Annotated in this window: 14 protein-coding genes; 3 read left to right on the top strand and 11 right to left on the bottom strand. The window is 61.7% G+C overall.

The genetic code is table 11. The features are described from left to right. Positions 1-4 precede the first annotated feature (4 nt). Genes AC0L26_RS07565 through AC0L26_RS07555 form a run of 3 tightly spaced genes read right to left on the bottom strand, consistent with a single transcriptional unit; the run spans position 5 to position 3,839 of the window. Positions 5-1,843, bottom strand: a complete 1,839-nt coding sequence (locus AC0L26_RS07565) for a glycosyltransferase (protein ID WP_473631981.1) — start codon at positions 1,841-1,843, stop codon at positions 5-7. Continuing rightward, entirely contained in the window at positions 1,840-2,826 is a 987-nt protein-coding gene (gene galE, locus AC0L26_RS07560) for a UDP-glucose 4-epimerase GalE (RefSeq protein ID WP_473631980.1), read from the bottom strand. Before galE ends, AC0L26_RS07565 begins: the two co-directional genes overlap by 4 nt. Further along, a complete protein-coding gene (locus AC0L26_RS07555) occupies positions 2,826-3,839 on the bottom strand; it encodes a UDP-glucuronic acid decarboxylase family protein (protein ID WP_473631979.1) in 1,014 nt (337 codons plus the stop codon). Before AC0L26_RS07555 ends, galE begins: the two co-directional genes overlap by 1 nt. A 545-nt stretch (positions 3,840-4,384) precedes the next feature. Between AC0L26_RS07555 and AC0L26_RS07550 the strand changes: the two genes are divergently transcribed. Next, the gene (locus tag AC0L26_RS07550) at positions 4,385-5,524 is read left to right on the top strand and encodes a helix-turn-helix domain-containing protein (protein WP_473631978.1); all 1,140 of its coding nucleotides are present in this window, start codon (positions 4,385-4,387) and stop codon (positions 5,522-5,524) included. Positions 5,525-6,394: 870 nt separating this feature from the next. Here AC0L26_RS07550 and soxA read toward each other — a convergent pair. Genes soxA through AC0L26_RS07510 form a run of 8 tightly spaced genes read right to left on the bottom strand, consistent with a single transcriptional unit; the run spans position 6,395 to position 12,664 of the window. After that, positions 6,395-7,174, bottom strand: a complete 780-nt coding sequence (gene soxA / locus AC0L26_RS07545) for a sulfur oxidation c-type cytochrome SoxA (protein ID WP_473631977.1) — start codon at positions 7,172-7,174, stop codon at positions 6,395-6,397. Beyond that, complete coding sequence (gene soxZ / locus AC0L26_RS07540; protein ID WP_473631976.1) at positions 7,174-7,494, bottom strand: thiosulfate oxidation carrier complex protein SoxZ; 321 nt, start codon at positions 7,492-7,494, stop codon at positions 7,174-7,176. The genes soxA and soxZ overlap by 1 nt, the downstream gene beginning before the upstream one ends. Continuing rightward, positions 7,494-7,976, bottom strand: coding sequence for a SoxY-related AACIE arm protein (locus AC0L26_RS07535; protein WP_473631975.1), 483 nt, complete (start codon positions 7,974-7,976; stop codon positions 7,494-7,496). The genes soxZ and AC0L26_RS07535 overlap by 1 nt, the downstream gene beginning before the upstream one ends. Before the next feature lie 2 nt (positions 7,977-7,978). Further along, positions 7,979-8,422 carry a sulfur oxidation c-type cytochrome SoxX gene (soxX, locus tag AC0L26_RS07530; RefSeq protein WP_473631974.1) on the bottom strand — a complete coding sequence of 148 codons (444 nt, stop codon included), beginning with the start codon at positions 8,420-8,422 and terminating at the stop codon, positions 7,979-7,981. Positions 8,423-8,427: 5 nt separating this feature from the next. Further along, positions 8,428-9,690 (bottom strand): NAD(P)/FAD-dependent oxidoreductase, encoded by a 1,263-nt coding sequence (locus AC0L26_RS07525; protein WP_473631973.1) that lies wholly within the window; start codon positions 9,688-9,690, stop codon positions 8,428-8,430. Continuing rightward, entirely contained in the window at positions 9,677-10,021 is a 345-nt protein-coding gene (locus AC0L26_RS07520; protein ID WP_473631972.1) for a c-type cytochrome, read from the bottom strand. The genes AC0L26_RS07525 and AC0L26_RS07520 overlap by 14 nt, the downstream gene beginning before the upstream one ends. After that, positions 10,008-12,182: a xanthine dehydrogenase family protein molybdopterin-binding subunit gene (locus AC0L26_RS07515; RefSeq protein WP_473631971.1), complete on the bottom strand. Its 2,175-nt coding sequence runs from the start codon at positions 12,180-12,182 to the stop codon at positions 10,008-10,010. The genes AC0L26_RS07520 and AC0L26_RS07515 overlap by 14 nt, the downstream gene beginning before the upstream one ends. A gap of 11 nt (positions 12,183-12,193) precedes the next feature. Continuing rightward, the gene (locus AC0L26_RS07510; RefSeq protein ID WP_473631970.1) at positions 12,194-12,664 is read right to left on the bottom strand and encodes a (2Fe-2S)-binding protein; all 471 of its coding nucleotides are present in this window, start codon (positions 12,662-12,664) and stop codon (positions 12,194-12,196) included. 320 nt (positions 12,665-12,984) lie between these two features. On the opposite strand from AC0L26_RS07510, the gene AC0L26_RS07505 reads away from it, so the two are divergent. Beyond that, positions 12,985-13,704 (top strand): response regulator, encoded by a 720-nt coding sequence (locus tag AC0L26_RS07505; protein ID WP_473631969.1) that lies wholly within the window; start codon positions 12,985-12,987, stop codon positions 13,702-13,704. Beyond that, on the top strand, positions 13,701-15,218 hold the full coding sequence (locus AC0L26_RS07500) for an ATP-binding protein (protein WP_473631968.1): 1,518 nt from the start codon (positions 13,701-13,703) through the stop codon (positions 15,216-15,218). The genes AC0L26_RS07505 and AC0L26_RS07500 overlap by 4 nt, the downstream gene beginning before the upstream one ends. Positions 15,219-15,256 lie beyond the last annotated feature (38 nt).

The raw sequence follows: 15,256 nt of genomic DNA, 5'->3' as shown, positions 1-15,256 counted from the left end.
CCTTCTATCGCTGATTTGAATTGCTGGGAGTGCGCCAACGTGGATTGAAGATGGTCTTGTGAACAGCGCGACCACCGACGCCTGCCCCTGCAATTGAGAAGCTGTCGTCGAACAGGGAAAAGCTTTTAGTTCCCCAGGCGAGCGCCTCAATGCCGTCGCGTCCACGCTCGACCGTGGCGAAGCTGGTAACCATCAAAAGGGCCATGAAACTGCTTGCCAGCGCGGGGCGATAGGCACGGCTTTTCATCCGCACGTTATTCTCCCTGCCATGCTGCAGCAAGATTATGAAAATCAGCAGCAAGTAAAAGCAAGCATTGATGATGGCGAAGACGAAAAAGCCGCGCGTTTGATACGCATCCTGCGCGAACACGACCGGCAGAATGGAGATCAGGACCACGAAGGCATACGGCGCCAGCACGCGAAACGGCAGTGGATCGACTTCGGACGTGCCTTTTGGCGTGACGCGAAAATCAACAAAGGATCCGGTCATCCAGTCACGGAACGCGGCAAAGGTTCCAGCCAGAACCCACGGCCAGCGTGCCAGCAAAAACAACATCGCTTCCCAACTAAAAATCTTGCCGTCGATAGGCCGAAATGTGCGACTCGACCGCCACCAGAATGCCAAAAGCAGGATCATAAGCGACTGCGGCATGAAATGGAGCAGAAACTCTGGGTAAGTGACGTTGACGAAATTATCGCCATTGACCAGCACAATCACGGGCAACAGGAATGTCAGAGCAAGGAAGAAGGCGTAAAGCGGGTACCAGAACTGCGAAAATAGGAATTGAACCTTCAAACGCAGCGGCAAGTGTCCGATCAGTTTTGGTGAGTATTGCAACAGGATCGTCACCAGGCTCCGCGACCACTGGAACTCCTGCGTTACAAGGTCGGCAAACGTCCTTGGGCCGTCGCCATGGGCGATGGCATCAAGCGCGTGAGCCCCTCGCCAGCCATAGGCATTCATGAAGAGCGTTGTGGAATGATCCTCGGCGAGTTCTGGCCCCAGCCCGCCGATTTCCTTCAGTGCCGCAGTGCGCACCGCATAGTGCGATCCGATGCATACGGGCGCGAAGCCATTGTTGTATCCGGCTTGCAGTGACCCGTGCATGCTCGCTTCGATGTAGAGGCGGCCACGCGCGGACCAGCTTTCATGTGCATTGCGATCGCAAATGCTGGGCGCGGAAACATAACCGATTGTCTGGTCGGCAAAAGGCCGCAACATGTTATATAGGTAGTCCGGTTCGGGAACATGATCGGCATCGAGCTGCGACACAAAATCATATTGGTCGTAGCCATAATGATCGTAAAAGAAAGCCAGGTTGCCTTCCTTGCAGCGTGTGCGGCGGGGCCAGGACTGGCGATGGTAATCGGCGCGATTTTTGCGGGTGGAAACGAATACGCCATGTTCGCGACACCATGCGAGCGTTGCGGGCGATGGATCCTCATCGGCCAGCCACGTGTCGTGAGGCACGTTCTGGGCTAACATGGCCCGCAAGGTTTCGGCCACCACCTCAAAAGGTTCTGATGGAGCCTTGGTGACCACCATGGCAACGCGACTTCCTGCGGAAATACGCAGCCGTCCGTGCGGCCGGCGTGCATTGAAGAAAATGGTGATGAAGTAGACTGGCATAAGCGTTACCCACGCCAGAAGCGCCGTCACCAGAATTGAGCCGACCATGTCGGTGTGGGTGGCTCCGAAAACCCACCATTGCCAGAAGAATGCGACGGCCATCGCCCACAAAACCGCCCCCATAACGTACTCGACGCGCTTTCGGCCGGTGAAGACCGGCACCATCAGGGGTTCTCCCCTGTCAACGGACAGCGCGATGCGCGGCGTGCTCATGAGCGCACCTCGAGCCCGAAGAAGGGAGCCGCTGTGCGAATGATCGTATCGAGATCGGAATAGAGCGCCTGAAAGCCAAGTTTTTCGGCAGCGAGCGCCGGATCGGCATAAAGCACCGGAGGATCGCCCGCACGACGAGCGCGCATCTCGACCGGCACGTTACGACCTGTCAGCCGGCTGATCGCTTCGAGAATTTCCTTGATGGATGTACCACGCCCGCTGCCAAGATTGACGGCCAGATTGCCACCGCCGTTGATCAGATGTTCGAGCGCCAGCACATGCGCGCGCGCGAGATCCGCGACATGAATATAGTCGCGAATGCAGGTGCCGTCGGGCGTATCGTAATCCTGGCCATAGACTTCGAGAAAATCGATCCTGCCTGCAGCGGCCATCATGGCTCGCGGAATGAGATGTGTTTCTGGATCGTGGGTTTCGCCGATTTCCCCGTCGATATCCGCGCCGGACGCATTGAAATAACGCAGCGCCACGTAACGTAGCGCATAGGCAGCCGAATAATCGGCAAGCATTTGCTCCGCGATGAGCTTCGTGCGTCCATAAGGATTGATCGGGCGCTGGCTCTCGCCTTCGCGGATCGGCAAGCGATCCGGAATGCCGTAGGTGGCGCAGCTTGACGAGAAGATGATATTGCGCGTTCCGCTTCTCTGGCAGGCGTCCAGCAGCGATTGGGTCCCGTTGACGTTGTTCTGGTAATATTTTGCCGGTTTCTCTACGGATTCGCCGACATAGGCCGATGCAGCAAAATGGATCACCCCGATAGGGCGATACTCATCCATGACCTGGGTCAATCGCTCCGAATCAAGGATGTTGCCTTCAACGAAGGCGCCCCATCGGACGGCTGACCGGTGCCCGGTGGATAGATTGTCATAGACAATCGGATCATAACTCTGCCTGGCCAAAAGCTTGGCTGTATGGCTGCCGATAAAGCCGGCCCCACCAACGACAAGTACGTTCTTGCCGGACATCAGGCGGCCTCCGCCAGCTTTCCGGAGGGCTTCCTCAACTGCCGTTCGAAATAAGCGATCGTTGACTTCAGCCCATCGGCCAACGCCACGGTCGGCTCCCATCCAAGTTCTCTCTGGGCCACTGTGATGTCGGGTCGACGCTGGCGCGGATCGTCTACGGGCAACGGGTGATAGACGACTTTGGAGCTCGAGCCGGTCATTCCGACGACCTGCTCGGCCAACTCACCGACTGTAAATTCGCCGGGATTGCCGATGTTGATAGGCGTATGGATCGCCTGAGGGCTGTACATGAGCCGGTAGAAGCCTTCGATCAGATCGTCCACGTAACAGAAGGAACGGGTCTGCGACCCGTCGCCGTAAACGGTGATGTCTTCGCCCTTGAGCGCCTGCACGATGAAGTTGGAAACGACCCGGCCGTCATCCGGGCGCATGCGCGGACCATAGGTGTTGAAGATGCGCACGATACGGATGTCGACGCCGTATTGCTGATGAAAATCGTAGAACAGAGTCTCGGCAGAGCGCTTCCCTTCGTCATAACAAGAGCGCGGACCGAAGGAATTGACATTGCCCCAATAGCTTTCGGGCTGCGGATGCACATGGGGATCGCCGTAGACTTCCGAGGTGGAAGCCTGGAAAATCCGCGCCTGGTAATGTGCTGCCAGTTCCAGAAGATTGAGCGACCCGATCACGTTCGTCTTCAACGTATGGACCGGGTCGGCCTGGTAGTGCGGCGGTGAAGCCGGGCAGGCGAGATTGTAGATCTCGTTGACCGGCAGATCGAGCCGTTCCACAATATCGTGGCGCACAAAGCTGAACGTGTCGTAGTTCAGGAGGTGGCGCAAATTCTCAAGCCGCCCCGTGGATAAATTGTCTACGCAGATAACAGAATGACCGTCTTGCAAAAGACGTTCGCACAGATGTGATCCGAGAAATCCGGCCCCGCCTGCAACAAGTACCCTCCGTTGCGAAAAAAGACCAGATTGCAACTTTGCAGACTGAAATGCGATAGTCACGGGAACACCTCATTCATTTACCATCAGTGCCAAAATGAAGACATGTGTCTAGAATGCACTGAGACTTCAGGTTTTCTTTCTGAAGTGAATTTGATGATGTCCAATACCTCCCCGGTTCCTACGTTGCGATATCAGGGAATCCGGAAACTTTTCACAGTGTCCATTTTTGCAGCTGACCCGCTGCAGACATCGTTTTTTGATGGAGACGGTGGGCTTCAAGCGATTCGATTGCCTGTGCCGATGCTGCCAAAAGCCTTTATCTCAATCCGAGCCAAGAAACCCATTCATGGTCGGTTCAGGGTCGAGCCGCCAAGGGCTAAGCTTTGTTGACTTGATGCGCGATATAATTAATCGCTCTACAAGTAGGGAGTTCTTAAATATATCTAAGGATCTTGTTTGCCTTATAAACAATACACTTCGGAGGTGACGTGACGGGGTCGGAATGTGTCTATGCGGTCGGTCAGTTCCTCCCATGGCGATGATCGTGGCATATCTCCTGAAGCAGCGCGACATCGCGGCCTTTCGGGTCGAGGCTGGAGGCAGTGATGTCGGATAAGACGGTCCCACCTAACGACAGGGAGCCGACATCTGTCGAACGTCGCCGCTGGCCGCGCATGTCGCAGGATCCACTCGGTGAGGATGAGGTGGGGAAGGCCGTCCTGACGTCGTTGCGCTTTGAGACGGAAATCCTTCCACCAATCCAGCAGTTTGCTGCCTGGCGGAAGCATATGGCGATATTGATGGATTCGCGTCTGCCGAACAATGAGAATCCCGAGGATGGATTTGTTGTCCAGCAGGCGGTGTGGAATCTGGGCGGCATGCTTTTGTTGCAACAAACCGTTCCGGCCTTCAGTTACGAACGCTCGCCAGACGCGGTCCGGTTCAGTCCAATCGACCATTGGCAGATCACCGTTCTCCGCGCCGGTCGCACCTGGACCGGAGTTGACGGACGTGTCGCGCAAAATGAACCGGGCATGATTGAAATCCGCTCGCTCGGGCATCCGTTTAGCGGGCGGGCACTGGCAACAGAGTCGATCAGCCTGATCGTTCCCGTCGATCTGTTTGCCGATGGAGGTAGCTTGCCGGCGGCAAGCAACAACGTCGTTTTGGGTGGACACCGGGCCAAACTGCTGATCGATCTTATGTCAAGCGTTGAAGCCAATCTCGATCGCTTCACACAAGACGACCTTCCCAGAATCAAGGACCGTTTGCGGAAAATGGTATTCGACGCAGTTATACCTTTGGTGGATCGCGATGACGGCAACGATCAGATCTCACAAATCGGATTGATGACGCGGGCGAGACGCTTCATTTCGAGCAATCTTGCCTCGCCCGACCTGACACCGGATGCTCTCGCCCGGGAACTGGCGACCTCGAGGACACGGCTCTATGAGCTTTTCGAAACGTCCGGCGGCGTTGCGAATTACATTCGTCGACGACGTCTATCCGCAGCTCATGCAATGTTAGCGGATCCTTCCGACACCCGAAAGGTCGCCGAAGTTGGTCAAGCAATCGGTTTTGATTCAGCGGCGAATTTCAGTCGAGCTTTCACTCAGCAGTTCGGCTATAGCCCGAGCAACATACGCAAGCAGTCGTCCAAAGACTACACGTACCCGGATAGGCAAACAGATAAGAGACCCAAGGTCACATTCGAAAGCCTGCTGCAAACACTCGGCCTCTTTTGAGGATGGCGAGGAGCATATATAAGATGTACACCAAGGATGTTCGACGACGACTTCTGGCATCCAAGCAATAGGCCCAACATTTTATCGCTATAATTGGAAAATTTTCGAATAATCCGCACGTCGCCGATAGTAGAAGAACGCCTCTCCCATAGTAAGCCTCGCAATGTAGCGGTCTTCCAGCTCGAACCCCGAGAGCTGGCAAACGCGACAGCCCAGGTGGACCTCTCTGTCGTGAACCGCTGAGGGGATCTAGAGAGCTAATGCGTCAATCAAGCTTGTCCCATAGCGTGTTCAGGTATCCTGATCTCTTCCACAAACGCTCGCAATTCGGCTGGAGGTGCGAGACAAAAAGTTCGAAAAGCATCCAGGAACCCCATGCAAACTGAACACTGCAGCGGACGATGACGTTCACGGATATTCTGGCGAACGTCCACACAGCAACGGTCAGCATCGGCGGCAAAAGACCGTCCGAAAAGAGCTGTCGGCGGCTCTGTCGTGGGAACGAAAATGGAAGAGAAGGAGAACTTTCGCGTGCGATTTTTGCACACAGCGTTCCGTAACTATTTGATTTTTACTACCTATCCCGTCCAATCCATCATAGGTGCGATAGATACCCTATGTATTTGATATGTCATCGTTTTGTTTAACTTTAAATCGTTAGCCCATGTCAAGTACACACGAGCGTACGCCACGATACCGCGCGTTTCGCCACGTTTCGACGACCGAGTGCAAGCGCCTCAAAACCTTCGGTGAAACTCGTTAAACACATATCGATGACATGTGCGAGGTTGGCAAGACCCTGCCAGACGCGCGCCGCGTTGCGATCAACTGTCCGCCGGCAACAGGTGAAAAGCGGCCCGCAGGCCGGCATCACGGCCGGACCGCCGGCGTCTCGACCAGCAGGCCTCGGGCTCGCTCCGTCAGATGGAGCTCCAGGTCAACGAGTTCCGGTGCGCCAAAGGCGAAGGGCTCGGCCCTGACCCCGATCATGCAGTTGCGCAGGCGCCGCTGCAACGAACCGACCGCCTGCCACTCCAGCCGGTAGAGCGGATAGCCGGTCGGATGCGCCTGCGGGATGACACTGCCGCCGAGCCGTTTGCCCCAATTGTCGTCGTGGCAGGAGGCGCAGGACAGGTCGAGCTGGCCGATACGGCTCTGGAACAGACGCCGGCCGTTGTCGCGAAACGGCGCCAGCCGGGCGTCGGTCGCCGGTGTGATTGGCATGCCGCGCGACTGATGCGTCACATAGGCCGTCAGGGCGAGCAACGCGTCAGATTCCGGCGCCAGCGGCTCGGCCTGCTGCCGCTCCGCGCGGCAGGAATTGATGCGCCCGGCAAGGTCGATCGGCCGTCCCGTCACCTCGTCAAAGGCCGGGTAGCGCGTGGCAACGCCGCGCATCGTCTGACTGGCATCGTCATGGCAGCCGGAACAGGCGAGATCCGCCCTGCCCTCGGCCTGTTGCCAGAGCTGCTCGCCCTGCAGCACCCACAGCATGCCGGGATTGCTCATGTCGTCGGCTTGCAGCGCCTGCGTCTCCGGCGTCATGAAGTCGAAACCGGAGCGCTTCGCGCTATCTTCGATGCCGGCGGCGATGGCCATGCTGCAGACGACCGCCGCGATGATCCCCACCAGGCCCCAGAGGGCGCGCATCAGCTCACCGTGATTTCGGCCGACGCCGTTTGGGTCTTCCCGGCATCGCCCGTCCAGGTGAAGTCGATCGTGCCGCTCGTCGTGGCGACGAGCGTGAAGGCAATGAACGGATTGGCCGACACCGCTGGAAAGAGATCGGCCGAAAACACCTCCTCGCCGTTATAGGTGCAGGCAAACCGGCGGATGATGTGGCGGGGGATGTTGGAGCCGTTCGGGCCGATACGGTAGCCGGTTTCCATCGGATGGGCGACCATCGCTCGAACCTCGACGATCTCGCCCTGCCTGGCCGCTTTCGGCACGTTGACGAGCGCACGCGCCATTATGAAAGATCCTCGATACAGGCGGCCAGCGTGACGATCGCGCTTGCACGGCTCGACCAGAAATTGCCGTCGCTCATCTCCGCGACCGCGACGACCACCTGGGAGGTCGCGAGCCGGATCCGCGTCGAGACGGTGGCGCGGCCCGAGCGCGGCCCGAGACGGAAAACCGCGACATTCGCCTCCGGGTTCTTCTCGTTGAAGACCGCGATGCGCCGGACATGATCGTCCGCGGTCATCGGGCTCTCGGCGGCGACCGTGATCCCGACCGCGTTGCCGTTTTCGACCAAAGGCGGCAGGTCGAGCCGGACGCGGCCGTCGAGAATATCGGCTCCCCCGGTGAAGGTACGGATCGCTTCATCGAGGCTCGGGCGGGCAAGAGCCCAGCGCGGCAGACTGATCACCAGAAGCCCGGCCATGCCGGCCCGAAGAAACTGCCGCCGTCCAACCAAGCCTGCGTGAACTCGAAGCGGGTCTTCGCGCATAATCACCCCTTCAGCGTCGTGAGATAGGCGACGATATCCTCGATATCGGCGCCGGTCAGGATCGGCTTGCTGCGCCAGGCGGTGGCGACGCGCCGGCCTTCCTCTTCCGCGACCCGGTAGTAGGAAGGCATGATCGTATTTGGCGCCAGCTGCTTTATGTCGACTAAGCGCAGCCGGATCTGGCCTTCCGAAAGTCTTGCCCCGACGCCGGTCAGGTCGGGCGCCAGCGTGCCATGCAGATGCGCATCGGGGAACGGCCCGCTGTGGCAGAGCGTGCAGAGGCTGCGCTGCCGGTCCGAGACCAGCGTGGCGCCGCGCGCCGGATCACCCTTGCCGCCGACCAGAGGCTCCATGATCGCATCGCCGGTCACGACGTAAGATCCCGCCTCCTCGCCGGCACCGGGCGAGGAGGCAAGCAGCAATCCCGCAACAGCGAGGCAAGCCATCCTCATCATCCGAACACTTCGCTGGTGATTGTCCGGAACCAGTCCTCCGCATAGGCCGCTTCCAGTTCGCGGACAGAGGACGGCGCTTCGAGCGGGCTGATGCCGCCCGCACCGTCCACCTCGGCAAGCAGACCGTCGCGCGGCTGGTAGACGCCTGCGATCGAAATGCCGTAGCCGGGCGCGACCAGGCTGTAGCAGGTGTTGATGAGCTTCGGCTGCACCGGCTGCCGCTCCCTGACCAGCGCGGCGACCGCCGCAGCGCAGGCTTTTGCCTGGGCGTTGGCGCTGAAGGCGGATTTCGGCATCGCCCCGCCGATCGCCGCGTCGCCGACGACGTGGATCGCCGGCTGCAGGCGGGACTCGAAGGTGACCGGGTCGATCGGGCACCAGCCCGTCTGATCGGCGACACCGGCCGACTGCGCGATCCTGCCCGCGCGCTGCGGCGGGATCACGTTGGCGACATCGGCCTTATGGCTGCCGAACTCGGTGACCAGCGTCCTTGTCGCCGGTTGGACTTCCGTCACCCTGCCGCCCGAAGACAGCGGCACCCATTCGATCAGGCCGGGATAGAGCTCTCGCCATGCCGCTTCGAACAGCCGCTGCTTCGAAAAGGCGTCCTTGGCGTCGAGGATGATCAGCTTGGAGCGTGGCTTGCTGGCCTTGAGGTAATGCGCGATCAGGCTTGCCCGCTCGTAGGGGCCGGGCGGGCAGCGGAACGGATTGGCTGGCGCGGAGAGGATGACGACCCCACCGTCCGGCATCGCCGCGAGCTGGTCGCGCAGCAGCAGCGTCTGCGGCCCCGCCTTCCAGGCATGCGGCATGATCTCCGCCGCCGTCTCGTCGTAGCCCGGCAATGCGTCGAAGCGCAGGTCGACGCCAGGTGCCAGCACCAGCCTGACGTAGCCGATGTCAGTACCGTCCTCCAGCCGAACACGCCGGCGCTCGGCATCGACAGAGATAGCGCGCTTGCGGATGAGCCCGATATCGCCGAACCTGTCATAACCGAAGGTCTGCGCCTCGATGCCGCGCAGCCCTGCAAGCACGGCATTGCTGAACGGGCAGGCCAGATAGGCTGTCTCTGGCTCGATCAGCGTCACGGCAAGGTCGCGATCGAGCTGTTTCAGTGCGCGGGCGCAGCTTGCCCCGGCAAAGCCGCCGCCGACCACGACCACTTGGGGCTGCGCCTGTGCGCGTACCTGCGGCGCGGCAAGGACGGCCGCGGCGACGCTGGCCGCCGCGCCGCCGATCAAGGCTCTACGGCTGGGCATGGTGTGCCGCCTCCGGTCTGGCGAGCCATTGGGCGATGGCACGCGTCTCTTCCTCGGTAAACCCCCTGGCGATGCGGTCCATGACCGTCGCCTTGCGCTCACCGGAACGGAAGGCTTGCATCTGGGCGACGATGTCTTCCGCCGCGTGGCCGTCGAGCGAGGGGATGGCTGAGCCGAGCGCCGCCGGCCCGTGACAGCCGGTGCACGCTGCAGCACCGGGCGCCGCGTCGGCCCATGCCGGCGCGCTAGCCGCGAGCACCGCAAACAGGACGGGCGCGAACGGTCGTCCGCCGCGCCTGTTCTTCGCGTGCCTCATGTCATGCGAGGTCATGGTTCTTCAGCGGCAGTGTGCGGATGCGCTTTCCGGTGGCGGCGAAGATGGCATTGAGGACGGCCGGCGCGGCGACCGCGATGGTCGGCTCGCCGACGCCGCCCCAGAAGCCTCCGGACGGCAGGATGATCGTCTCCACATCAGGCATTTCGGCCATGCGCATGACCTCGTAGCTGTCGAAGTTCTCCTGCTCCATGCGGCCGCCATTGACGGTGCATTCGCCGTAGATGCAGGCGGAAAGCCCATAGACGAACGAGCCCTCGACCTGCCGCTCCACTTGTGCGGGGTTGACGACATGACCCGGATCGGTGGCCGCCACGATGCGATGGATCCTGAGCTGCCCATCGGTGACCGAAACCTCCGCTGCCGCCGCCACATAACTGCCGAAGCCCATGATTTGCGCCAGGCCGCGGTGAACGCCGGTCGCGGGCGGGGTGTCCCAGCCGATCCGTTCGGCAACCGCCTCCAGCACGGCGAGGTGTTTCGGATGCTTGGCCATCAGCTTGCGACGGAAGGCGAGCGGGTCGACGCCGGCCGCATGGGCGAGTTCGTCCATGAAACACTCGACGTAGAGCGCATTCTGGTTGAGGTTCACGCCACGCCAGAAGCCTGGCGGGATCGGCGGATTGCGCATGGCATGGTCGATCCGCAGATTGTCGACCGTGTAGCCCAGTGTGCCTTCCGTGCCACTGAGGACGAGGCCCTGGAAGACGACCGGGTCCATGCCGTTCTGCATGCCTTCCGGCCGCACCGCCGCAAGGATCGACTGGCCGGATATACGCATGTGCAGAGCGGTCAGGTTGCCGTCCGCATCGAGCTCGCCCGTCAGCCGGCACCGCGTGGTCGGGTGATAGGCACCGTGCAGCATGTCCTCTTCACGCGACCAGATGAGCTTTACGGGTGCTCCCGGCACCTGCTTGGCGATGCTGACCGCTTGGCGCACATAGTCCTGGAAGTTGCCGCGCCGGCCGAAGCCGCCGCCGAGATGGATCTTGTGCACCTCGCATTGCTGAACCGGCAGGCCGGCGGCCTCGGCCGCTGCGGCAAGGCTCGCCTCGCCGTTCTGGGTCGGCACCCATACCTCGCAGCGCTCCGGCGTGTAGAGCGCCGTGGCGTTCATCGGCTCCATGGTTGCGTGGTTCTGATAGGGATAGGCATAAGTCGCCGTGATCGTTCGGCCGGCAGCGGACAGGGCGGCACCCGCGTCACCTTGCTCGGCGCCAACGAAGGCGTCATTTGCGCCAAGGCCCTCTTCGAGCATCGCCGCGATCGAGGCGCTGCTGACCTGCCTGTTGGGACCTTCGTCCCAGACGACCGGCAAGGCATCGAGAGCGGTCTTCGCCCGCCACCAAGTGTCGGCGACAACCGCAACAGCGGTTTCGTCGACCTGAACGACGGTCCGCACGCCGGGCATTTCAGCCACCGCCGCCGCGTCGAAGCTCTTCACCTTGCCGCCGAAATACGGGCAGGCCCGGATCGCTGCGTTGAGCATGTTCGGCAGCTTGAGATCGGCGCCGTAAATCTGGCTGCCGTTGAGCTTGCCGACAGTGTCGAGCCGCGGCAGCGGCTTGCCGGCTATGGTCCAGTCCTTCGGGTCCTTCAGCGTGACATTAGCCGGCGGCGTCATCCGCGCGGCGGCGGCAGCCAACTGTCCATAAAAGGTGGCGCGATCCGATGCTGCATGCGTGACCATGCCCATCCTTGCGGTGCATTCGCTGGCCGGCACTCCCCATTCGGCGGCCGCAGCGGCAATCAGCATCTCACGCGCGATGGCGCCACCAATACGCACATATTCGTGCGATTCCCGGATGCCGCGGCTGCCACCAGTCGAGAAATTGCCCCACACGCGGTCGCGCGCGAGGTTTTGGGCCGGCGACGGATACTCGGTCGTGACCTTCGACCAGTCGCAATTCAGCTCCTCGGCGACGAGTTGCGCAAGGCCTGTCAGCGTCCCCTGCCCCATCTCGGAGCGGGCGATGCGGATGACCACCGTGTCGTCGGGCCTGATCACCACCCAGGCATTGATCTCCGGCGCGGTCTCGGCGCCCTCGGCAAGTGCAGGCTTGATGAACGGCACGTTGAACCCGAGGGACATGCCGCCGGCCGTGGAGGCCACGCCGATGATGAAGCTGCGGCGGGAGATGGAAATTATGGCGTTCATGACTGTTCTCCTCAACCGCGTTGCGTGGCTTCGCCGCCATTGGCGGCCAGCTTGATCGCGGCGCGGACCCGGTTGTAGGTGCCGCAGCGGCAGATGTTGGTGATCTCGGTATTGATGTCCTCGTCCGTGGGGTTCGGGTTCTGCATGAGCAGACCAGCCACAGCCATGATCATGCCGGCCTGGCAATAACCGCATTGCGGCACATCGAGCGCCAGCCACGCCTGCTGGACTGGATGCGAACTGTCCGGCGAAAGCCCCTCGATAGTGGTGATCTGCTGATCCGGCCCGACCGCGCTCACCGGAAGCACGCAGGAGCGCGTGGCGGCGCCGTCAATATGGACGGTGCAGGCTCCGCAGGCGGCAACCCCGCAACCGTACTTCGTCCCGGTAAGTCCGACCTGTTCGCGGATCACCCACAGCAGCGGCGTGTCTGGGTCGACCTCGATGTCACGTGGCATGCCGTTGACGATCAATGTGGCCATTGTGCAATCCTTTCGATCAAAGGCTGGCGAGGACCACCGTCCGGATGCCGCCTGGCGTGGCCCGGCGGCAGAGACCGGAAATCCCGGCTAGCGACGAGGCCAAGTTAGCCAGGACCTGTCGCAGAACCTTGTCCCGATGACCGGCAGTTCATCGCAAGCTGTCGCAGGCGAAGCGTTCTGATACACTTCGTTACACTTCTCACGGTTTGTTGATGTCGTGCGAGATTGCCGCCATGGTGCGGAAGGTGATCATCCGTGTAGACGCAAACTAGATATCGTCGATACTGGCCGACTATTTGGCAGCGGCTTTGGAGCATTGCATGGAAGTGGCGCAGCACATCGCGGTCGTCGACGACCACCGGGACATCCGCGATCTCGTCGGGAAATACCTCACCCAGCAGGGTTATCGCGTCAGTGTCGCCGACAGCACCGCCGCGCTCAAGCGGTTGCTCGACCGCAGCCTGCCCGATCTCATCGTGCTCGACGTCATGATGCCTGGCGAGGACGGCATCGCCGCCTGCCGGCACGTGCGCGGGACGGTCAACGTTCCGATCATCTTCCTCACCGCCATGGCCGAGGAGATCGACCGGATCGTGGGCCTCGAGATCGGGGCCGACGACTACCTGACCAAGCCGTTCAATCCGCGGGAACTGCTGGCGCGGATCAAGGCCGTGCTCAGGCGCGTCCACAGCCTGCCGCCGCAGCGCGGCCGTCTCAAGTCGAACGCACTTCGGTTCGACCGCTGGACGCTGAATGTCGGCCGCCGCGAGCTGGTCGGGCTCGACGGCGTGGCAGTCGCGCTCAGCACGGCTGAATTCCGCCTTCTCACTGCCTTCATCGAGCATGTCGGGATCGTGCTTAGCCGGGATCAGCTGCTCGACCTCACGGTCGGGCGCACCGCCGACGGTTTCGACCGGGCCGTCGACAACCAGGTCAGCCGGCTGCGCAAGAAGATCGAGGCGGATCCGAAGAGTCCGATGCTGATCAAGACGCACTGGGGCGGCGGCTACTGCTTCACCGCCGAGGTGGCCCAGGCATGATGCTGTTGTGGAGACGCAGCCTGGCGGCCCGCTTCCTCATGCTGGTGCTTCTGGCGCTCGCCCTGTCGCAGGCGATCACGTTTTTGATCTCATGGGACGAGCGCGGCCAGGCTCTACACGCGGCAGCCAAGGGCGAGTTCGTCAGCCGCACCTCCTCGCTGGCGCTTCTGCTGGACACCACGCCGCCATCGCTTCGGCCCGACATCCTCAACGTCAGCGGCACGGCCTATACGCGTTTCTGGACCTCGGACGACGGACCGAGCAACCCCCTCGCCTGGCAACAGGAGGCATTTACCCAGCTCGCCAAGCCGCTGCCCGGGATTGCCGGCAAATATGCCGCCTACATGAACGGGCAGGCTTCGAACGCAGTCGATGCCGCCGATCCTTCCGTGCCGCCGCGCATGTTGGATTTGTCCGGCAGTGGCAGGCCCTTCTCGCGGCCGGCCAAGTTTCTTTATATGGACGCCGCCCCAAACGGCATGGGCCTTTCGGTTCGCCTCGACGACAGCACCTGGCTGAATGCCGCCTATGCCAAGGCAATGCCGAACGCCTTCTGGACGACGCAATCGGCGATATCGCTGACACTCACCGCGCTCATCCTGTCCGCCATCGCGATTTTCGGGGCGCAGGCAATCGCGCGTCCGCTGCGACGGCTCGCCAATGCCGCTGAACTGTTCGGCCGTGGCGAGGCCGTGCCGCGGCTGCCGGAATCAGGGCCCGACGATATCCGCCAGACCGCCGAGGCGTTCAACCGCATGCAGGAGCGCCTGCAGCGCTTCGTCGAGGACCGCACGCGTATGCTGGCGGCGATCAGCCACGACCTGCGCACGCCGCTGACCTCGCTGCGGCTGCGCGCGGAGTTTGTCCAGGATCACGAACTCCAGGAAAAGATGCTGAAGACCATCGAGGAGATCCAGACGATGACGGAAGCGGCGTTGGCCTTCGCGCGCGAGGACGCCGCGGTAGAGGCGACACGCACCGTCGACCTTTCAGCACTGGTCGGCAGCCTCTGCGACGATCTCGCGGAGCTGGGCCAAAACGTCACCGTCATTGACGGGGCCAAGGTGCTGTATCGCTGCCGGCCGGACTCGCTGCGCCGGGCGATCCGCAACCTCGTCGAAAATGCCGTCCGTTACGGCGAGCAAGCCAAGGTGAGCCTGATTAGGAGTGCCGACAGCCTGGACATCGTAGTCGAGGACGCCGGACCCGGCATTCCGCAAGGCGATATGGAACAGGTGTTCGCCCCTTTCTTCCGCCTGGAGCAGTCGCGCAACCGGGAGACTGGCGGCGTTGGGCTCGGCCTGTCAATTGCCCGCGCCATCGCCCGCCACCACGGCGGCGACATCGTGCTGGAGAACCGGAGCGAGGGCCTTCGCGCGGTCATCAGGCTGCCGCTGATCGACATGGCCAAGCAGCTTGCCCCGGCGCCCACGCCTGAGACGAAACCTCCGACCGGACTGCGATCCCGAAACCGTCCCGCGATCGGAACTCCCGCGCTGCCGCGCCATAATTAGATCATCGCTGTCGCAGCGAAGGACAAGTCACGACCTGC

The organism is Mesorhizobium sp. WSM4823 (assembly GCF_055811195.1).
The sequence above is the reverse complement of the archived record's forward strand: the minus strand, read 5'-3'. Positions and strand labels throughout refer to the sequence as shown.